18 protein-coding genes and 1 pseudogene are annotated in these 18,407 nt (G+C 63.0%); 7 read left to right on the top strand and 12 right to left on the bottom strand.

The window, feature by feature from the left end; all coding sequences use genetic code 11:
• Nucleotides 1-293 precede the first annotated feature (293 nt).
• The 4 genes from ACGYLQ_RS15370 to ACGYLQ_RS15385 are packed head-to-tail and all read right to left on the bottom strand — an operon-like array spanning nt 294 to nt 4,654.
• On the bottom strand, nt 294-1,109 hold the full coding sequence (locus ACGYLQ_RS15370) for a hypothetical protein (protein ID WP_394443696.1): 816 nt from the start codon (nt 1,107-1,109) through the stop codon (nt 294-296).
• On the bottom strand, nt 1,102-2,667 hold the full coding sequence (locus tag ACGYLQ_RS15375; RefSeq protein WP_394443697.1) for an acyl-CoA synthetase: 1,566 nt from the start codon (nt 2,665-2,667) through the stop codon (nt 1,102-1,104). Before ACGYLQ_RS15375 ends, ACGYLQ_RS15370 begins: the two co-directional genes overlap by 8 nt.
• The gene (locus tag ACGYLQ_RS15380; RefSeq protein WP_394443765.1) at nt 2,667-3,836 is read right to left on the bottom strand and encodes an acetyl-CoA acetyltransferase; all 1,170 of its coding nucleotides are present in this window, start codon (nt 3,834-3,836) and stop codon (nt 2,667-2,669) included. Before ACGYLQ_RS15380 ends, ACGYLQ_RS15375 begins: the two co-directional genes overlap by 1 nt.
• The gene (locus ACGYLQ_RS15385; RefSeq protein ID WP_394443698.1) at nt 3,836-4,654 is read right to left on the bottom strand and encodes an IclR family transcriptional regulator; all 819 of its coding nucleotides are present in this window, start codon (nt 4,652-4,654) and stop codon (nt 3,836-3,838) included. The genes ACGYLQ_RS15380 and ACGYLQ_RS15385 overlap by 1 nt, the downstream gene beginning before the upstream one ends.
• Before the next feature lie 135 nt (nt 4,655-4,789).
• On the opposite strand from ACGYLQ_RS15385, the gene ACGYLQ_RS15390 reads away from it, so the two are divergent.
• From ACGYLQ_RS15390 to ACGYLQ_RS15420, 7 genes and pseudogenes are all read left to right on the top strand, one after another.
• Complete coding sequence (locus tag ACGYLQ_RS15390) at nt 4,790-5,794, top strand: DctP family TRAP transporter solute-binding subunit (RefSeq protein ID WP_394443699.1); 1,005 nt, start codon at nt 4,790-4,792, stop codon at nt 5,792-5,794.
• A gap of 53 nt (nt 5,795-5,847) precedes the next feature.
• A complete protein-coding gene (locus ACGYLQ_RS15395) occupies nt 5,848-6,327 on the top strand; it encodes a TRAP transporter small permease (protein ID WP_394441951.1) in 480 nt (159 codons plus the stop codon).
• 4 nt (nt 6,328-6,331) lie between these two features.
• Nucleotides 6,332-7,648 (top strand): TRAP transporter large permease, encoded by a 1,317-nt coding sequence (locus ACGYLQ_RS15400; protein WP_394443700.1) that lies wholly within the window; start codon nt 6,332-6,334, stop codon nt 7,646-7,648.
• Entirely contained in the window at nt 7,645-8,397 is a 753-nt protein-coding gene (locus ACGYLQ_RS15405; RefSeq protein WP_394443701.1) for an SDR family NAD(P)-dependent oxidoreductase, read from the top strand. Before ACGYLQ_RS15400 ends, ACGYLQ_RS15405 begins: the two co-directional genes overlap by 4 nt.
• A gap of 66 nt (nt 8,398-8,463) precedes the next feature.
• Nucleotides 8,464-9,084, top strand: a complete 621-nt coding sequence (locus ACGYLQ_RS15410; protein WP_394443766.1) for a dTDP-4-dehydrorhamnose 3,5-epimerase family protein — start codon at nt 8,464-8,466, stop codon at nt 9,082-9,084.
• The gene (gene rfbA / locus ACGYLQ_RS15415; protein ID WP_394403528.1) at nt 9,081-9,950 is read left to right on the top strand and encodes a glucose-1-phosphate thymidylyltransferase RfbA; all 870 of its coding nucleotides are present in this window, start codon (nt 9,081-9,083) and stop codon (nt 9,948-9,950) included. Before ACGYLQ_RS15410 ends, rfbA begins: the two co-directional genes overlap by 4 nt.
• 78 nt (nt 9,951-10,028) lie before the next feature.
• Nucleotides 10,029-10,103 (top strand): annotated as a pseudogene (locus ACGYLQ_RS15420) (hypothetical protein); the annotation flags it as partial.
• 159 nt (nt 10,104-10,262) lie between these two features.
• Here ACGYLQ_RS15420 and ACGYLQ_RS15425 read toward each other — a convergent pair.
• The 8 genes from ACGYLQ_RS15425 to ACGYLQ_RS15460 are packed head-to-tail and all read right to left on the bottom strand — an operon-like array spanning nt 10,263 to nt 18,405.
• Nucleotides 10,263-11,033 (bottom strand): SDR family oxidoreductase, encoded by a 771-nt coding sequence (locus tag ACGYLQ_RS15425; protein WP_394443702.1) that lies wholly within the window; start codon nt 11,031-11,033, stop codon nt 10,263-10,265.
• Nucleotides 11,033-11,956 (bottom strand): dihydrodipicolinate synthase family protein, encoded by a 924-nt coding sequence (locus ACGYLQ_RS15430; RefSeq protein WP_394443703.1) that lies wholly within the window; start codon nt 11,954-11,956, stop codon nt 11,033-11,035. Before ACGYLQ_RS15430 ends, ACGYLQ_RS15425 begins: the two co-directional genes overlap by 1 nt.
• An 8-nt stretch (nt 11,957-11,964) precedes the next feature.
• Nucleotides 11,965-12,624 (bottom strand): aspartate/glutamate racemase family protein, encoded by a 660-nt coding sequence (locus ACGYLQ_RS15435; RefSeq protein ID WP_394443704.1) that lies wholly within the window; start codon nt 12,622-12,624, stop codon nt 11,965-11,967.
• Nucleotides 12,621-14,078, bottom strand: coding sequence for an amidohydrolase family protein (locus ACGYLQ_RS15440; RefSeq protein ID WP_394443705.1), 1,458 nt, complete (start codon nt 14,076-14,078; stop codon nt 12,621-12,623). Before ACGYLQ_RS15440 ends, ACGYLQ_RS15435 begins: the two co-directional genes overlap by 4 nt.
• Nucleotides 14,068-15,510, bottom strand: a complete 1,443-nt coding sequence (locus tag ACGYLQ_RS15445) for an ABC transporter substrate-binding protein (protein WP_394443706.1) — start codon at nt 15,508-15,510, stop codon at nt 14,068-14,070. Before ACGYLQ_RS15445 ends, ACGYLQ_RS15440 begins: the two co-directional genes overlap by 11 nt.
• Nucleotides 15,507-16,541 (bottom strand): ABC transporter ATP-binding protein, encoded by a 1,035-nt coding sequence (locus tag ACGYLQ_RS15450; protein ID WP_394443707.1) that lies wholly within the window; start codon nt 16,539-16,541, stop codon nt 15,507-15,509. The genes ACGYLQ_RS15445 and ACGYLQ_RS15450 overlap by 4 nt, the downstream gene beginning before the upstream one ends.
• Entirely contained in the window at nt 16,538-17,533 is a 996-nt protein-coding gene (locus ACGYLQ_RS15455) for an ABC transporter ATP-binding protein (RefSeq protein WP_394443708.1), read from the bottom strand. The genes ACGYLQ_RS15450 and ACGYLQ_RS15455 overlap by 4 nt, the downstream gene beginning before the upstream one ends.
• Nucleotides 17,533-18,405: an ABC transporter permease gene (locus ACGYLQ_RS15460; RefSeq protein ID WP_394443709.1), complete on the bottom strand. Its 873-nt coding sequence runs from the start codon at nt 18,403-18,405 to the stop codon at nt 17,533-17,535. Before ACGYLQ_RS15460 ends, ACGYLQ_RS15455 begins: the two co-directional genes overlap by 1 nt.
• Nucleotides 18,406-18,407: the final 2 nt, after the last annotated feature.

Consider the following 18,407-nt stretch of genomic DNA (forward strand, 5'->3'; position numbering starts at 1 on the left):
AGGCGCTGCATCGAGGATGGTATATTCATACCTACCGCCTAACCAAGCGCCGCACCGCAAACAAGTTGGCAATCCCGATTGGCGGGATCCGCGCAGTGATCGTGGAGCCGGGGTAAATTGAGCAAGCGTATACGCCCATTGAGTTTGTTGAGGTCGAACAGCTTGAGAAATGAGTTTAGTTTCTAGGCTACATCATCGGCTTTCTCGCGACAGAATGACCGCTTCGCGCAGTTGACCTTTGCCTGCTTGCCGCGACGACCACGCGGCCTGCATTTTCATTTCGGCGAAAGTGCTCACTTAACCTGCGACAGCAAAAGCACCTCGAAGGTCACGCAGACCCGGTTAGCACGCGCTGCAAGTTCCCCCCTCACCGGCGGCCCCTCAAGCCCTACGGAAATCGCACAACGTCCATTTTCCCCGAACAAAAGTACTTCGGTCGCAATATCCATCAATGCTGGCTGCCCCTGCAGTTGCGTGCCGACGAAACTCCCCAGCCCTTTCACCGCGCTGACAAACAAACCAGAAACCGCCGCGCATTTCTCTAGGCCGTCTTCGATCACTTCGTTGGGCCGGATCGCTCCAAGCACAGCGTTCGGGTTGTGCACCGGCCCTGTAGCGACGGGCCGAAAGAGGGTGAACTCCGTCTCGGCATCCGGCACGGTTTCGAGCATGGCCCCTTCGAGCAGCCAAACATCCACGGTGTAATCTGCCGACAGGACTGTCTTCTCCGCCAAGAGATGCCCCGCGTGGCAGGTTCCATCCTCCGCCCGCCACATCCCGTGAATATGCGCGAATGCCGCACCATCCCGCCGCCCCAGATGCGCACCGGCCCGTTCGATTACGGCATCTCGCAACTCCCTCTCCGCGCTGTACCACGCCACATGCCGATCATCCGGCGAGGGTGCGGGGCGCACGAAGGTGAGCTTTTCGACAGGCAGATCAGTCAGGTCGAACCACGCGCCCGCGCCATCCGCCGCTTCCGTCATCGCCTCAAAAAGCGTCGCCCCCGCAGACAAGGTCACCCGGCGGCGCGTCGCCCGGCAGGGCAGCGCACTGACACGCGCAGCCTCTGTCGGACCGGGGTGTTGCACCATTCGTGTCTCAGACATCCGCAAGCGCGCCACGTTCGGCCAGTTCGGCGCGGATTAACTTCTTGGTGATCTTGCCATAGCCCGATTTCGGCATCTCATCCCAGAAGACCACAGTTTTAGGCATTTTGTAGCGCGGCACCTTATCCCCCAGCCACGCCAGCAACGCATCGGCCTCAGGCGCGGCACCCTCGGCGACGCAAACCGCGATCCCGACCTCGCCCCATGTCGGGTCCGGCATTCCCAGTACGGCGCATTCGCTGATTGCCGGGTGCTGCAGGATTTTCTCCTCGATCTCTCGTGGGTAGATGTTGGACCCGCCTGAAATATACATGTCCGACGCCCGGTCGGTGAGATAAAGAAACCCTTCGGCGTCCATATGCCCAAGATCACCGGTCAGGAACCAGCCGTCGCGAAAGGCTTTGGCATTGGCCTCGGGGTTGTTGTGGTAGCCCGCAAATACCGCCGGACCGATCACGGCAACCTCACCAGTCTCGCCCGCCGCGACCTCTTTCCCCTCGGCATCCTGCACCTGAACCTGCATCCCCGTCCGGGCAAAGCCGCAGGTACCGATCCGCATCACGGCATCATCGACAGAGTGCTGCGCGGGCGGCAACACGGTGATATTTCCCGTCACCTCACCCAAGCCGAAATACTGCACCAGAACAGGGCCCAGAACCTCGATCGCACGGATTTGGTCGGCGCGGTACATCGGCGCCCCGGCATAGATCATGTAGCGCAGGCTGGAGTGGTCGTGTTCGTGAACCGAAGGATGTTCGACCAGCATCTTCACGATCGTTGGCACGGTAAAGGCATTGGTGACGCGCCATTTGGAGACCAAGCGCCAAACCTCAGCGGGGTCGAACTTCGTCCCGCCGTGGAGAATGGTTTTCACCCCATGGGCCACCTGTGTCAACTGATGGATGCCCGCACCGTGAGACAGCGGCGCAACCACAATGGAGGCATCATCCGGCCCAGTGCCAGGCATCAGATCGCACAGATGGTTGGTGATCACAAAAGCTAACTGGCCATGCGTGAGCACCGCTGCCTTCGGCTTTCCGGTGGTGCCCGAGGTAAAGAAGAACCACGCGGGATCGTCGCGATCCACCGCGGTCACGGCAACCGGCACCTTCGCGAACTCCGCCACAAGCGTGTCGTAATCGTCCTCTCCCGCCCCGCCGATCGTGACGGTGAAATCGACACCCTCGCAGGATGCGATATGGGCGGCGAACTCGGCCCCCGCCAACAGACCTTTGGCCCCCGAAGACATGGCGAGCCAGGCGACCTCTTCCGGCGTTTGGCGAAAATTGGCGGGCACCCAAACGCAGCCGAGCTTCCAGCAGGCAAAGGCCGCTTCGAACATCTGGTTGCAGTTCGCGGATTGCACCAGCAACCGGTCGCCCTTGCGCATGCCGTAACGATCGCGCAGGGCGGCGGCAAAAGCGGTGGAGCGGGCTTCCAACTCGGACCAAGCCCAAGTGTCTTCGCCCCAGACCAGCCCGATCTCCTCAGGCTGACGCCGCGCGGAGTCTGCCAAAAACTGCGAGAGGTTCATGACGCGGGTAGAGATAGGCTGCATCACGCCACCCGCTCAAGGATCGAGGCATAGGAGGCAACCGCCGCCCCGCCCATGTTAAACACCCCGGCAAGCTCGGCATCGGGGATCTGCATGCCGCCCGCCTCGCCCATCAACTGCATCGCCGCCATGACGTGCATCGACACGCCCGTGGCCCCAATCGGATGGCCCTTCGACTTCAACCCGCCCGAGGGGTTCACCGGCAGACGCCCGTCCTTGGCGGTCCAGCCCTCGCGAATGGCGCGTCTTCCTTGACCCGGTTCCGTCAAACCCATCGCCTCGTATTCCAACAGTTCCGCCACGGTGAAACAGTCGTGAGTTTCCACAAGGCTCAGGTCATCTAGCGTCAGGCCACTCGCCGCGAATGTCTGCTCCCACGCCCGCCGCGCCCCATCGAAACGGGTGATGTCCCTCCGCGACAGTGCCAACGGTTCGTTGGTATGGCTGCGCGCGCGGAAACGGATGGCGCGCTGCAACTGGGCCGCCACTTCGGGCGCGGCCACAACCATCGCCGCCGCCCCGTCAGACACCAGCGAACAATCCGTGCGCCGCAGGGGGCCAGCCACTAGGGGGTTCTTCTCGGACACGGTGTTGCAAAAGGCCACATCGAAATCCCGCTGCATATGGGCAAAGGGATTTTGCATTCCGTTGTGGTGGTTCTTCGCGGCGATCATCGCCAGCGCTTCGGATTGGTCACCATAGCGCTGGAAATAGTTGCCCGCGATCTGCCCAAAAAGCCCGGCAAAACTACCGCCAACGCCCGCTTCCTCCGCCCGGTAAGAGGCACCGAGCAGGATGTCCCCCACCTCCGCCCCCGGCGTTGCGGTCATCTTTTCGGCCCCGACGACCAAGGCAATCTTGCCACGGCCACTGGCGATGAAATCCATCGCCCCATGCAATGCGGCGGAGCCGGTCGCGCAGGCATTCTCATAGCGCGTGGCGGGGACGCGGGCCAAAGCCTGATTCCCCATGCCGACGAGCGCCCCCTGAAAATCTTGATCCGAGAAGCCATTGTTGAAGACCCCGACAAAGATACCGTCGACATCCTCCGCTGGCACGCTGGCATGGGCCAAGGCCGGTCCCGTGACCTCAGCCATGAGCGCTTCGGTATCGAGCGCGTCGCTTTTACCAAAGGCGCTATGGGCCCAGCCCACGATATAGGGGTCCGTCATCATTCATCCTCCTCCAGTACCGGCTGCGGCATCCTGCGCGCCAACCGAATTTCAATTTCCCGCGCTTCGCGCTTCAACAATTCCGCCAACTCACCATCACGCGGCGGCAGCATTCGGCTTTCGATCGCGGCGATCGACATGGCGCCCGCGACGGAACCGTCAGGGCGACAAAGGGCCACGCCGATGCCCCAACTGCCCGGCACGATTCGCCCAGGGTTCAAGGCAAACCCCCGCTCGCGGGTCCGCGCCACATCGCTGCGCAAAAGATCGGCGTCGTAATCCGGGTAATCGCTGGCCATCCGTTCTACGTTGTCTTTGAGCACCATTTCGACCTCCGCATCCGGCAGCGCACTAAGCATCGCCAGCGAGCCTGCGCCAATGCCCAAAGGGTGCTGCGCGCCAGTCTCAAGCGCATGGGTCCGGATCGGGAAAGCCCCGTCTTCGCGGTGCAGGCAAACCGCAGCCGAGCCGCGCCGCATGTTGACGAAGGCCGTGTCGCCGCTCGCCTGCGCTAGCCGGACAGCCGCATCCGCTGCAATCTCCAACAGCCCATGGCGCGGGGTCGCGAGGGTGCCGAGAACATAGCTTTCCTCCCCCAGAAAATAGAGCCGCGTGGCGCTGTCCTGCTCCACAAGACCGCGCCGAATCAGCGCAAGCATCAACCGGCGGACCGTGGGCTTGCCCAGCCCCGAAGCCTCAATCAACCCGGACAAAGACATACCCCGCCCGGCCTCGCGCCCGGTGATCTGCAAAAGCGCCAAGGCACGGTCTACCGCTTGACTGCCGCTGGCGGGGGTCGCCTGATCTCCACCGTTCATAATGTGGACCTCTTGCGTCTGGGTTCCGGGGTTTCGACACAAAGAACTGCGCATTCCCGCATTGAATGCAAGAAATATCTTGCCCGAACCGCCGAACTCTGTTCCACATTATGCCTCAATGAGGGAGGAACTATTATGAAAATGATTTCAAAGGCGGGTTTCGCCGCAATTTTTGCAACCGCCGTCTTTTCCAGCGCGGCCAGTGCCGACACGCTGCGTCTGTCGCATAACACCGGCGACACCACGACTTGGCACAAAGGGGCAGAGAAATTCGGCGAACTTCTGTCCGAGAAAACCGATGGAGCCTATGACGTGCGCGTCTTCCCCAATGCGCAGCTCTCTGGCGGCGACCAGATGAAACAGGCCGAGATGGTGGGCCGCGGGGCGCTTGACCTCGTCGTCACCTCGGCGATCAACGTGACCCCCTTGGTGCCCGAGATGGCCGTGTTCTCGCTGCCCTATCTCTATGCCAACTACGATCAGGTAGACGCGACCACCCAAGGCGAACCGGCGAAACTGCTCGAAGACATCCTGCGCGAAAAGGGCATCGAAGTGCTGGCTTGGGGTGAGAACGGCTTTCGCGAAGTCACCAACAACGTCCGCCCGATTAAGACCCCCGAAGACATGAAGGGTCTCAACATGCGCGTCGCCGGACCGATGTATATCGACGTGATGAACGCGCTCGGCGCCAACCCCCAGCAGATGCAATGGGGTGAGACGATGACCGCACTTCAGCAGGGCGTCGTTGATGGGCAGGAAAACCCGATTGGGGCCGTGATCATTCCCCAGCAGGTTTTCGAGGTGCAAAAACATCTGACTACTTGGCACTACTCCTATGACCCAATCTTCCTTGGTGTCTCGACCGAAGTCTGGGGTGATCTGGACGAGGCGACCCAAGAGCAGATGCGCGCCGCCGCGACCGAAGCCATGCAATATCAGCGCGAAATCACCCGTGAAGGCACCGCCGAAGGCGTCGCCTTCCTGCGTGACAAAGGGATGGAGGTTTACGAGCCGTCCGAAGAGGAACTGGCCGCCTTCCGCGAAGCGACAAAACCCGCCTTCGACACTTGGGCCGCCAAAGTGGGCACCGACATCGTCGGTAGCTTCCAGGACGCCATTGCCGCGACACCCGCGAACTAAAGCCTAGGCGCGGCCCCGCACTGGGGCCGCGCCGATCCGGGAGGGTCGGAGCCATGCGATTTCTGCTGAACGAGTTTGAAAAGATCGTCTGCGCCGTGCTGTTTCTTGGCATGACGCTGATCGGTTTCATCAATGTCGTGGTCCGCTATGCCACACATTATTCCTTCGCCGCCTCGGAAGAGCTGCTGACCAACGGCTTTCTCCTGCTGACCGTCTTTGGCGCCGCGATCGCCGCACGGCGGGGGCAGCATTTGGCCGTCACGATCGTTCAGGATTTCCTGCCCCGCCCTGCGGCCCGCGCCGTATTTATGCTCTCGGTGATCCTTTCGGTTCTGCTTCTGGCAGCTTCCGCATGGTTTTCTTGGGCCACATTGATGAACCAGATCGGCAGCGGCATCCGCAGCTATGCGCTCGGTGTGCCTGCGTGGTGGTATCAGATCGGCCTGCCCTTCGGTTTTGCACTGATCATCATCCGCTACCTGCAACATGCCGCAGAAATGTGGCGCGCGACGCGCCAAGAACCGCGAGCTTAAACCAGTGTTTGATATCTCCAGCATAGGTGCCGGCACCCAGATGATCGTCGCCTTTTTCCTGCTGATGGCGCTGCGCGTGCCCGTGGCCTTCGCGCTCGGCCTCTCGGCCATGTACGCCATGTGGCAAATCGGCTTCGGCTTTGACCTCGCAGGCGATCTCATCGCCACCGGCATCGCGAAATACGCCCTGCTCGCCATCCCCTTCTTCATCCTCGCCGGGACGTTGATGGGCACCCTGGGCATCGCCGAGCGGATGATCCGCTTTTTCCGTATCCTCATCGGCAACCTGCCCGGCGGCATGGGTGTCGTTGGCACCGTGGTCTGCCTGTTCTGGGGCGCGGTGTCAGGCTCGGGCCCGGCTTCCGTCGCGGCCATCGGCCCGATGATCATCAAAGGCATGCAAGAAGACGGCTACCCCCGTGCTGCCGCCGCCGCTTTGGTTTGCACGGGCGCGGCCTTCTCCATCGTCATCCCCCCCTCCATCGGCCTCGTAATCTATGGCGTCATTGCCGAAACATCGATCTCCGCACTGTTTATCGCAGCGATCATCCCGGGCCTCTTCATGGGCGTGCTGATGCTGATCATTCTACCCTTCATTAAATCGTCTGACCGGGCGGAGTTGGACAAGCTTTCACCCGCACCGCCCAGCCAAGGCTATTGGCACGATCTCGAGCAGAGCTTTCGCGAGTCCTTCTGGGGACTGATGACCCCAGTCGTCATCCTCGGCGGCATCTACTCCGGCATCTTCACCCCGACCGAAGCCGCCCTCGTCGCCACCGTCTATGCCATTGCCGTGGGCGCTTTTGCCTATCGCACGCTCACCATCCGCGCCCTCTATGACGCCCTGACCGAGGCCGCCTCTTCCTCCGCCGTCGTCATGTTGGTGGTCGCCTATGCCAGCCTATTCGGGTGGGTTGTGACGGTCGAAGACCTCGTCGGCCAATACTCCGACCAACTGCTCGGCCTGTCGGACAATGGCGGGGTGATCTTGGTGGTCATCATGCTGATCCTCCTGATCGCAGGCATGTTCATGGACCCGGTGACGGTGATGTTCATCTCTCTCCCGATCTTCCTGCCGGTCGTGCGCGAACTTGGCTGGGATCCGGTTTGGTTCGGCGTGCTGGTGATGGTGAACCTCGCCATCGGTCTCATCACCCCGCCCGTCGGGATCAACCTCTACGTCGCCGCGAACATCACCCGCCAACCTTTGGAGCATATTGCCCGCGCCGCCTTGCCGTTTCTCGCGATCAGCATATTCGGCCTTGCCATCGTGGCGGCGGTCCCTGCCCTCTCCCTCTTCCTGCCCGAGGTTCTGAAATGAACGATACCGTTGCCCTGATCACCGGTGCCGCCCGCGGCATCGGCCTTGCCACCGCCGCGCTTTTCCACGCCGAAGGCCGTCGCGTCGTCATGCTCGACCGCGATGCGGAAGAACTGGCGGAAGCCGCGGCCACCCTCTCCGGCGCACTTGCCATAACTTGCGACGTTTCAATCCCACAACAAGTCGCGCAGGCCGTCGCGGAGGTGGAGCAAACCTTCGGGCGCCTCGACATTCTGGTCAACAATGCAGGCGTCGCCGATTTCGGCCCCTTGGCCGAGACTGATTTTGCCCGCTGGCGACGCGTGATGGAGACCAACCTCGACGGCGTGTTTCTGATGTCCCAAGCCTGCCTTCCGCTCCTCTCGACCCGGGGCGGGGCCATCGTGAACATCGCCTCGATCTCCGGGTTGCGCGCCTCGACGCTGCGGATCGCCTATGGCACGTCCAAAGCAGCAGTGATCCATCTGACCAAACAGCAAGCGGCAGAGCTTGGCGAAGTCGGGATCCGCGCGAACTGCGTCTGCCCCGGACCGGTGGAAACGAAACTCGCGCTTCCCGTCCACTCGCAGGAGATACGCGCGGCCTATCACGACGCGATCCCCCTCAACCGCTACGGCTCCGAGCGCGAAATCGCGAACGTCATATGTTTCCTTGCAAGCGACCGGGCAAGCTATGTGACTGGGCAGGTCGTTGCATCCGACGGCGGGTTCGACGCCACGGGCGTGGGTTTGCCTGCGCTGCGGGGCTAACTGGGAACTGTTGCGTTAGCAGATGCTACTTGGCGACGATTATGGTTGTATCATCTGACAAGAACTATGGTGCTTGCTAGGAAACAACGAGAAGTCGTCAAGGGGAACGCTATTGTGGAAGTTATCCAAACCGGCGTGCCAGGAACTCCCATTTTGAAGCCCGCAAAATTCGGGGCTGCACGAGGGTTCTTTTCAGACAGCTGGAACCGCAAGATACTGGCGGAACATGGAATCGCTTTAGATTTCGTGCAGGACAATCATTCCCTCTCTGCCGCCATGGGGGCAGTACGTGGGTTGCATTCTCAGGCCCCGCGTCCCGGGGCAGAGCGAGAAGCCCTAAACATTATCGCCGACCAGATTGGCCGCCCCACCGGCGCTGCCGAGATTGCGGCGGCCCGTGATACCATTGCGCGGCAGTCGATAGACAATCCGGCCAAAAAGCAGCACCGATCATTTCTCCGGCGCACCGGATGTCAGCTGGGTCGATTTCGCTCGAGGAATTTTCGGGGAGGCGGGGTTGGATTGCATGGAAACGGGAACCCTCGCTTCCGATCACTCGGCCCCGCCCAAAGGTCGCTAAAGTCTTGTCCGCATTGTTGCACCACACAGCCCGTTTTCGGCATCCCACGCTCGGACCGGCGTGAGCCGCCTACAGATATACTTAAAGACCTTGGAGGCCGATCATGAGCAAACGCAAAGGTATCATTCTCGCTGGAGGGTCTGGTACAAGGCTCTACCCGATCACTATGGGAATTTCGAAGCAACTCCTGCCGATCTACGACAAGCCCATGATTTACTACCCCCTGTCGGTTCTCATGCTCGGGGGCATCCGTGACATCGCCATGATCACTACGCCGCAGGATCAAGAGCAATTCATCCGAACGCTCGGCGATGGCAGCCAGTGGGGGATCAATCTGACCTACATTGTGCAGGAGAGCCCCGACGGTTTAGCACAAGCCTATCTGCTGGCTGAAGACTTTCTGGCCGGTGCGCCTTCTGCAATGGTGCTCGGCGATAACATCTTTTTCGGCCACGGGCTGCCTGACATGCTGGCCTCCGCAGATGCGCGCATCGGAGGGGGCACTGTGTTTGGCTATCACGTCTCTGACCCAAAACGTTACGGGGTCGTTGGCTTTGACGCTAATGGCATAGCCCGAGAGATCATCGAAAAACCCGATGTCCCGCCCTCGAAGTACGCTGTGACGGGTCTCTATTTCCTTGACGGCGATGCCCCAAAACATGCAGCGGAGGTTCAGCCATCGGCGCGCGGCGAATTGGAGATCACTTCGCTGCTTGAGATGTATCTACAGGCGGGCAAACTGCAGGTCGAACGCATGGGGCGCGGCTATGCTTGGCTGGATACCGGCACCCATGGCAGCCTGTTGGACGCGGGAAATTTTGTCCGTACGTTGACCGAACGACAGGGTTTGCAAACCGGTTGTCTGGAAGAGATCGCCTTTAAAAAAGGTTGGATCAGCGAAGAAGCCCTCGCAGAGCGCGCCGAGATGTTCACTAAGAATGACTATGGCAGCTATCTTGCCACGTTGAAGTAAGCCTACGCTCCTCAATCGCGCGCCGCGGTTGATTTGCAGGTGCGTTTCTTCGATGGTCCGCTTCGGTCAACATGACGGATTGAAGTACAGACCGGGTCCTACCTAGGTGAGGATGACATCATTCGCCACGAGAACGTTTACGCGCGCAAGTAGTGAGATCTTGACGGCGGCCTGTCTAGCGCGATGGCGTACCGCTGCGCGCGCTAGACAGGCCCCTTTTGATGCAAACAGGCCTCGGGAGGGCACCCTTGATATAGCGACCATTGCGACCCAAGCACTTCTTGGCGCTTTGATCTCGTTGATTGATCCCGATCAAATCCCTTTGATCGCGCCGCCGTCAATGCGGATGCGCGACCCGGTGACGTAGCCTGCCCGCACCGAGGCGAGGAAGGTGACTACATCGGCAAATTCTTCCGGTTTGCCGTAGCGGCCCGCCGGGATCGTGGCGCGGGACCTGGCGGCCACCATGGCCACGTCGCTATCGGTGCGTTTGGCCGCGGCGGCGTCCAACTCGTCCACCCGCTGCGTGTGGATGCGCCCCGGCATCACCACGTTGACGGTAATGCCGTCACCCGCGACCTCGTTTGCCAATGTCTTCGACCAACCCACCACCGCCGAGCGGATGCCGTTGCTGAGCGCGAGGTTCGGAATGGGCTGCTCCACGCCCGAGGAGGTGATCGAGATGATCCGGCCCCAGCCACGTGCCTTCATCTCAGGCAGGAGCCGCGTGTTGAGGTGAAAGAGGTTCGCCGCCATCGCCTCGAAATGCGCAAGCCACTGGCCGCGCTCGGCCGCCTGAGCCATCCCCGGGGGCGGGCCGCCGCCGTTGTTGACGATGATATCCGCACCACCGTCCGACTGAAGCTGGTCTGCCAGTGCGTCGACCTGGGCAAGGTCCGACAGGTCGCATTCAACGGGGTGGACGTTTTCCATGCCTTGCGCCCAGTCGGCGATCTTGTCGCGGCTGCGCGCGGCGGCAAAGACGGCGGCGCCCTCAGAGGCCAGAGACTTGGCAATCGCCATGCCGAGGCCACGGCTGGCCCCCAGCACAACCGCGCGTTTGCCGCTCAGTTCGAGATCCATCAGTTCAATTCCTTCAATCGTTTTTCCTGTCGCGCGATCAGCCGGTCGACCTCGGCGCGGGTGGCCTCGCTCAGCGCAGCACCGGGGCGGCGCTGCGCGTCATGGGCAATAATTCCGCGTTTCGCGAGCGTGTATTTGCGGATTGCCAAACCCAGCCCCGGCTGCTGCTCGAAACGTGCCAGCGGGAGGTAGGCGTCGAAGATTTCCTGCGCGCGGGTCAGCTCGCCGCGGCTGCACAGATCGACCACCTGCACCATCATTTCCGGGTAGGCGAAACCGGTCATCGCGCCATCGGCGCCGCGACCCATCTCCTCGGGCAAGAACAGCCCGCCGTTGCCGCAAAGGATCGAGAGCGGGCGCTCCAACATGCCTTCGGCGCGCAGGGCGGAGATCTTCTCAAGCCCCGGCCAATCTTCATGTTTCAAACAGACGCAGGTGGGCAGTTCGTTGACAATCCGTGCGATCACCTTGGGCGCGATCTGCACGCCGGTGACGAGCGGGAAATCCTGCAGCACGAAGGGCACGTCGCCCAACACTTCGGCCACCTGCCGGTAGTAATTCACGATCTGATCGTCGGTACGCAGGCTCCCGGGCGGGGCCACCATGACACCTGCGGCACCAAGCTCCATCACTGCCCGCGTCAGCGTGTCGATCTGCGCGAAACCGGGGGCGGAGACGCCCACCACCACCGGCACCCGGCCATCGACGCGTTTCAGGATGCGGGCGACGACCTCTTGCGATTCCTCGACCGTCAGCTTCGGGGCCTCGCCCATCATCCCCAGGACCGTCAGGCCCGTGACCCCCACGTCGAGATAGAAGTCGACCATGCGGTCGCAGCTTTCCATGTCGATGCGGCCATCGGGGTGAAAAGGGGTCACGGCGATGACGAAGACGCCTTTCGCCTCTGCTGTGAGTGCGGACATGTTCTCTCCTATCTTGTCTGTTGCAAGGCGACCCGGCCGATCGCCATGGCGGTGGCCGCCTGACATGGCTCGATGACGGGCACGCCGAGGGTTGTTTCAAGCTCACCGCGAAAGGCGGTCATCCCGGCGCAGCCGAGGATCAACACATCCGCCCCCGCGCCATCGCGCAGCGAGGTACCGACGGTCTTCAGCCGCTCGAAGGTGCGGGTCTCATCGGCCAGTTCCAGCACGCCAAGCTCCAGCGGTTCGTCGCCCGCGAGCCGATCCATCACCCCCATGGCGCCGAGGTAGCGCATGTGCCGCGGGATCGAGCGGCGCAGGATCGAGATGATGCCGAAACGCTGGCCCAGCGTCATCGCCGTTAGCACCGCCGTCTCCGCGATGCCCAGCACCGGGCGGTCCGATTGTTCGCGCAGCGCCGGCAGACCGGGGTCCGAGAAACAGGCGACGACAAAGGCGCTGGCCTGATCTTCGAGCGCCGTGCAATGCGCCAGCATTGGGCCGACGACACCGTCGACATGGGCCTGCGTCTCGATCCCCGGGGGGCCTTCGGCCAGGGTCCGCGCCACGATCGGTACCGGGGAGGCCGCGCGCATCGGGTCGACGGCGCGGTCGATGCCGTCGGTCACATGCTGGCTGCTGTTGGGGTTTATGATGTAGATGGTCATGGCTGGCCTTCCGTGCCGTGGGGGGTGCTGCCCCAGAAATTCGCGGGCAAATCGAGGTCCGGCGCGCTACCGAGGCGATCGATCATCAGGTCGGCCTGCGTGACCGCTTCGCGCAGCGCCGCGCCCTCGTCGAGCCGTGTCGCACGGGCGTTGCGCAGCACCATCTCGCCGCCCACCATCACGTTGCTCACGTCGTTGCCGTTGGCAAAGCAGACCAGCCGGTGCACCGCCATGTTGCCCGGCTGCAGATGCGGTCGGGAAAGGTCCATGGTCACGATATCGGCCTCTTTGCCGACCTCAAGCGAGCCGATGCGGTCTTCCATCCCGAGAGCGCGCGCCCCGTCGATGGTGCACATCGCCAACACCTTGCCGATCGGCAGCACATCGGCGTCACGGAAATGGCGGCGGTGGTAATGCATCGCCTGCTGCATGTGTCGGAACATGTCGCCCGAGCGGTCCGGCGCGGTGGCGTCCGAGCCGAGACCGACGCAGACACCCATCTCCATCATCTCGACCGCCGGGCAACGCCCCGAGATCGAGGCATTGGCCGAAGGGTTATGCGCGATCTTGGTGCCTGTTTCGGCGACGGCGATCATCTCATCGTCGTGCAAGTCGATGCAATGCGACAGCAGCGCGTTCGGCCCCAGTGTCCCCAGTTCTTTGGCCCGCCGGATCGAGCCGCGCCAGTGGCCGTCCTGGGTAAAGACCAGCCCCTTGTCGCGGGCGTGGGCCTGCACGGCTTGGGTCTGCGCGCAGGCGGCGGCGTAATCTTCCGGGGCCATGTCGCGCTCATGCTCGTCGCGCAGCACGGGGTAGAGCATGGCGATGTTGATCCGGCCTCCGTGGGTGTCGTGCCAGTCCTCGGCCACGGCTTTCGCGGTGTCGAACTGCTGCTCGAAGCTTACCGGATAGGGGCGCCGTTCGCCGGTCTCCCAATCTGCATAGGTCAGCGGATGCGGCGCGCGGGTGGGACCGGCGGCCACGACGCTGCGGGTGCCGACCTCCAGCACGCCTTCGCAATGCGCCGCGGCATAGGCCGGATCGTCGCTGCGCATGATCGTGTCGCCGCCGCCCAAAAGCGACACGCCGGTGGTCACGCCGAAACGCAGCCGCTCGAGGGCGGCAAGCCGCGCTTCCGCGCGCCAGAAATCGGGGGGGGAGATCTGTGTATAGACCTCGCCACAGATCGCCTCCCAACGATCGCCTGCGTGCATGCCCATGGTCTTGATCAGACCATGGCCGGCGTGGGCATGCACATCCACGAGCCCCGGAAAGATGACATGGCCGGTGCAATCGATGATCTCCGTGGCTTCGACCTGTTCGGTCAGCTCCGAAGCGCTGCCGATGGCCACGATCTTGCCGCCTTGGACCGCCACGGCCCCCGCTTCGATCACCCGGCGGGCGGGGTCCATGGTGATGACGGTGCCGCCAGTCAGAAGCGTGTCAGCCAGCATGGGCCACCTCCGGCAAATGCGGCAGCTGCGTCACGTCGATCACCCCGTCGGCGGGCATGGTGAAATCGGGATGCTCCCCCGCGATGCCGATCACCCGCAGCGGATTGTAGAGCGTGAGCCACGCCGGATCCTCCTGCAGCAGGCCGTAGGCCTCCTGCCAGACCTGCGCGCGCGCGGCGCGGTCGGGGATTACGCGGCCGCGGTCGATCAGCGCCTCGATCTTCGGGTTGGCATAGCCCTGCCACCAAGAACCTGCCACGCGGCTGTCGATCTTCTCGTAGAGCACGCGGTAGGTGCTCATCGGGCTTGAATCGAAGACGCAGAGGTCGCGGATTTCCTTGCGACGGACCATGTGGGCATAGTCTTCGCGCTCGGGGTGGATATGCACATTGAGCGTGATGCCCACCTCCTTGAGCTGTTCGCCGAGGGCGGCGGTCAGCCGCTCGGCCTCGTCCGGCAGGCGCGTCGGGCAATCGACGTCGAGCGTCAGGCCATCGCCTTGCCCCGCCTCCGCCAGCAGGGCGCGGGCGGTGTCGCGATCCATCTGCGCGCCTTGCCCCGTCCCGGCCCCGAAATGGTTCGGGCTGACGAAGCCGCGCAGCGGGCGGGCGGCCCCCTGCATCACGGTCTCGACGATGGCCTCGCGGTCGACCGCAAGGTTCAGCGCCCGGCGGACACGGGCGTCCGCCAGCGGGCCGCGCGCAGCATTCAGCAGGTAGATGATCGCGACGGGCGAGAGGAACTCGTGCCGCATCGCGCCGAGGCTGCGCGAGGCTGCGAAGTCGAGGCCGTTGGCGACCTGCACCTCGCCGCGCGCCAGCATCGCCTGACGTTTGGCCACGTCAGGTTCCAGCAGCCATGTGACAGTCTCGTTCGCCGGGGTGCCGGAGAAATGCCCCGTCACCCGTTCGGCACTGATGCGCTCTGGCGTGATCTCTGTAATCCGGTAAGGCCCGCTGCCAACCTGCGCAGTATGATCGCCTGCGTCGAGCGCCGGGAAAGCCGAGGGTGCGACGATGAAGCCTTGCTCCAGCACGTCTAGGAGATCGGCCATCGGCGCGGTCAGCGTGACGCGAAGCCGCGTCGGGGTCAGAACCTCCAACTTGGCCCCGCCCAGAAACTGCCGCCATACCGCCGGCGCGCCCAAGGTATAGCCCTTGTCCTCCCGCGCCATGCGATTGAGCGAGGCGGCCACCGCCTCCGCGTCGCAGGGAGTGCCGTCGTGGAAGGTCACGCCCGGTTGCAGGTCGAAGGTCCAGACGGCTGCGTCCTCCGACACCTCCCAGTCCCGCGCCAGCGCGGGGGCGAACCCCTGCCCGTCGCGTTTCACCAGCGTGTCGTAGATCGCGTGCAGCACCGTCAACTCATCATTGGCGTCGGTGCAGTCATGCGGGTCGTGAAGGCCCAGCCGAGCTTGTGCGATCAGGGTCATGAGACATCCCTTTCCGGTTCATCAATCAAGTGGCAGGCAACGCTCTGGCCGTCGCCGACATCGCGCAGGGCGGGCCGTTCAGCCGCGCAGCGGTCCCAGGCGAAGGGGCAGCGGGTACGGAAACAGCAGCCCGAGGGCAACGAGAGCGCCGAGGGCACCTCGCCCGTAAGCTCGATTTCCTCTTTATCCCGCTTTTCCTTGATGCTGGGTGCAGCCGAGAGAAGGGCGCGTGTGTAGGGATGACGCGGGCGCGAGAACAGCACGTCGCGCGGGGCGTTCTCGACCATGAAACCGAGGTACATCACGCCGATCTTGTCGGCGATGTGGTGCACGACCGAGAGATCATGGCTGATGAAGAGATAGGCGAGAGCGAACTCGTCGCGCAGGTCTTTCATCAGGTTGAGGATCTGCGCTTGGATCGACACATCCAGCGCCGAGACTGGCTCATCCGCGACGATCAGCCCCGGGGTGACCGAAAGCGCCCGTGCGATGCCGATGCGCTGACGCTGGCCGCCGGAGAATTGGTGCGGATAGCGCCCGGCGTGTTCGGCATTCAGGCCAACCTTCGCCAGAAGCGCCTCGATCTTTTCGGGCACCTCGCGCCGTTCGGCGGCACTCTTGGTCTGCTGCAGCAACGGCTCCGCCACGATATCGCGCACCTTCTGGCGCGGGTTGAGCGAGGCATAGGGGTCCTGGAAGATCATCTGCATCTTTGCGCGGACGGGCAACATCTGCGCGAAGTCATGCTCGGCCACGTCCTCACCATCAATGCGCAATTCGCCGCCCGTGGGTTTGTAGATGCGCGCGATGGTCTTGGCGACGGTGGACTTGCCACAGCCGCTTTCGCCCACCAGCGCCATGATCTCACCGCGTTCAATGCTGAAGTTCACCCCGTTGACAGCGCGGACAACAGGCTTGTCAATCCGAGGGCCCTTCTTGCCAAAACGCAGTCGGTCGAGGACGGAACCGCCCAAGGAAAAATGCATCTCAAGGTCGCGCACGTCGAGCATTGGTGCAGGGGCATCGGTCATGCGGTGTCTCCGGGGCTGAGAGGAAAGTGACAGGCCGCCGATAGCGAGCCGCGCTGTGGCATCAGATCGGGTTCAATCTCCGCACAAAGGGCCTGCGCGCGCGGGCAGCGGTCGCGGAAGTTGCAGCCCTGGGGCAGATTGCGAATATCTGGCACGGTGCCGGGGATCTGTTTGAGCCGTTCGTGCCTGTTGCAGAGGTCCGGGATGCTGTCGATCAGCCCGCGGGTATAGGGATGCGCCGGGGCCTCAATCAACTTGCGGGTGCGGCCACGCTCCACCACATTGCCGCAATAGAGCACGGTGATGTGGTCGGCCATCTCGGAAACCACGGCGAGGTCGTGGGTGACGAGGATCATCGAGGCACCCTTCTCGGCGATCTGGCGGCGCATCAGTTTCAGGATCTGGCTCTGGATTGTCACGTCGAGCGCCGTCGTCGGCTCATCAGCGATGATCAACCGCGGCCGCGCCAGAAGTGCGATGGCGATCACCACGCGCTGGCGCATCCCGCCCGAGAACTGGTGCGGATAGGCCTTGAGCCGCTCCGCCGCGCGGCTGATGCCGACGCTCTCCAGCATCTCCACGCAGGCCGCGTGACGCGCTTCGGCGTCCAAGTCGCTGTGCAGGCGCAACACTTCATCCATCTGGCGGCCCACCGTATGCAGCGGGTTGAGCGAAGTCATCGGGTCTTGGAACACCATCGAGATGTCGCGCCCCCGGATCTCGCGCAGCCGCGTCTCCCCGGCCTTCACGAGGTCTTCGCCGTCGAGCAGGATCTCCCCGCCCTCGATCTTGCCAGGGCTGTCGATCAGCCCGAGGATCGAGAAGCCGACGACCGACTTGCCGCCGCCGCTTTCGCCCACGAGACCCATGACCTCGCCTGCCGCGATATCGAAGCTGACGCCGTTCACGGCTTTCACCGTGCCCGCGAAAGTGTGGAAATGGGTCCTGAGGTCTCGGACCTCGAGTAGTTTTTGCTGTACCGTGTCGCGCATCATTTCAGCCTCGGGTTCAGTTCGTCGCGCAGGAAATCGCCAAAGAGGTTGATGCCAAAGACCAGCATCATGATCGCCACGCCGGGAAAGACGCTGGTCCACCACAGGCCGGAGAACAGCACGTCGAAACCGTTCTTGATCAGCAGCCCCAGCGACGGCTGGGTGATCGGCACGCCGACCCCGAGGAACGACAGCGACGCCTCGATCAGCACGAAGGTGCCGACCTGAATGGTCGCGATGACGATGAGCGGTGTCAGCACGTTGGGCAGCACATGTTTGCGGATGATCTTGTGGTTTGGCAGCCCCGCGACTTTGGCCGCCTGCACGTATTCCTTCTCGATCTCCGACAGGGTCGAGCCGCGCACGGTGCGGGCATAGACCACCCAGCCCACGGCCGTCAGCGCGATCAGCACCTTGTCGATACCGGTGCCCACGGCGGACATCAAGAACAGCGCGATCAGAATTGAGGGGAAGGAAAGCTGGATGTCGGCGATGCGCATGATGACGCTGTCGACAATGCCGCCGTAGAACCCGGCGATCAGGCCCAGAAGTGTGCCGATGACGCATGAGGCCACCATCGCCACCAGCCCGATGAAGAGCGAGATCCGCGCGCCATAGAGGATCGAAGCCCAGACGTCACGCCCCTGCCCGTCGGTGCCGAGCCAGAACTGCGGGTCACCCCCTTCGAGCCAGACGGGCGGCTTGTAGCTGTCCATCAGGTTCAGCGCCGCGATGTCATAAGGGTCTTGCGCCACGAGGAAGGGGCCAAGCAGCACCGCGAGGGCAAAGAATGCCATCAGCGCGCTACCGATCATCGCCGAGGAACTGCGGCGGTAGTTGTAGAAGAATTCGGATTGGAAAAATGCCGTCATGC

The organism is Sulfitobacter sp. 1A12779, from assembly GCF_043557315.1.
Classification (GTDB): Bacteria; Pseudomonadota; Alphaproteobacteria; order Rhodobacterales; family Rhodobacteraceae; genus Sulfitobacter; species Sulfitobacter faviae.

Excerpts from the sequence above, each read along its gene's own strand:
- ACGYLQ_RS15370 (WP_394443696.1), bottom strand. The coding sequence starts at position 1,109 with ATGTCTGAGACACGAATGGTGCAACACCCCGGTCCGACAGAGGCTGCG.
- ACGYLQ_RS15375 (WP_394443697.1), bottom strand. The coding sequence starts at position 2,667 with ATGCAGCCTATCTCTACCCGCGTCATGAACCTCTCGCAGTTTTTGGCA.
- ACGYLQ_RS15380 (WP_394443765.1), bottom strand. The coding sequence starts at position 3,836 with ATGACGGACCCCTATATCGTGGGCTGGGCCCATAGCGCCTTTGGTAAA.
- ACGYLQ_RS15385 (WP_394443698.1), bottom strand. The coding sequence starts at position 4,654 with ATGAACGGTGGAGATCAGGCGACCCCCGCCAGCGGCAGTCAAGCGGTA.
- ACGYLQ_RS15390 (WP_394443699.1), top strand. The coding sequence starts at position 4,790 with ATGAAAATGATTTCAAAGGCGGGTTTCGCCGCAATTTTTGCAACCGCC.
- ACGYLQ_RS15395 (WP_394441951.1), top strand. The coding sequence starts at position 5,848 with ATGCGATTTCTGCTGAACGAGTTTGAAAAGATCGTCTGCGCCGTGCTG.
- ACGYLQ_RS15405 (WP_394443701.1), top strand. The coding sequence starts at position 7,645 with ATGAACGATACCGTTGCCCTGATCACCGGTGCCGCCCGCGGCATCGGC.
- ACGYLQ_RS15410 (WP_394443766.1), top strand. The coding sequence starts at position 8,464 with ATGGTGCTTGCTAGGAAACAACGAGAAGTCGTCAAGGGGAACGCTATT.
- rfbA (WP_394403528.1), top strand. The coding sequence starts at position 9,081 with ATGAGCAAACGCAAAGGTATCATTCTCGCTGGAGGGTCTGGTACAAGG.
- ACGYLQ_RS15425 (WP_394443702.1), bottom strand. The coding sequence starts at position 11,033 with ATGGATCTCGAACTGAGCGGCAAACGCGCGGTTGTGCTGGGGGCCAGC.
- ACGYLQ_RS15430 (WP_394443703.1), bottom strand. The coding sequence starts at position 11,956 with ATGTCCGCACTCACAGCAGAGGCGAAAGGCGTCTTCGTCATCGCCGTG.
- ACGYLQ_RS15435 (WP_394443704.1), bottom strand. The coding sequence starts at position 12,624 with ATGACCATCTACATCATAAACCCCAACAGCAGCCAGCATGTGACCGAC.
- ACGYLQ_RS15440 (WP_394443705.1), bottom strand. The coding sequence starts at position 14,078 with ATGCTGGCTGACACGCTTCTGACTGGCGGCACCGTCATCACCATGGAC.
- ACGYLQ_RS15445 (WP_394443706.1), bottom strand. The coding sequence starts at position 15,510 with ATGACCCTGATCGCACAAGCTCGGCTGGGCCTTCACGACCCGCATGAC.
- ACGYLQ_RS15450 (WP_394443707.1), bottom strand. The coding sequence starts at position 16,541 with ATGACCGATGCCCCTGCACCAATGCTCGACGTGCGCGACCTTGAGATG.
- ACGYLQ_RS15455 (WP_394443708.1), bottom strand. The coding sequence starts at position 17,533 with ATGCGCGACACGGTACAGCAAAAACTACTCGAGGTCCGAGACCTCAGG.
- ACGYLQ_RS15460 (WP_394443709.1), bottom strand. The coding sequence starts at position 18,405 with ATGACGGCATTTTTCCAATCCGAATTCTTCTACAACTACCGCCGCAGT.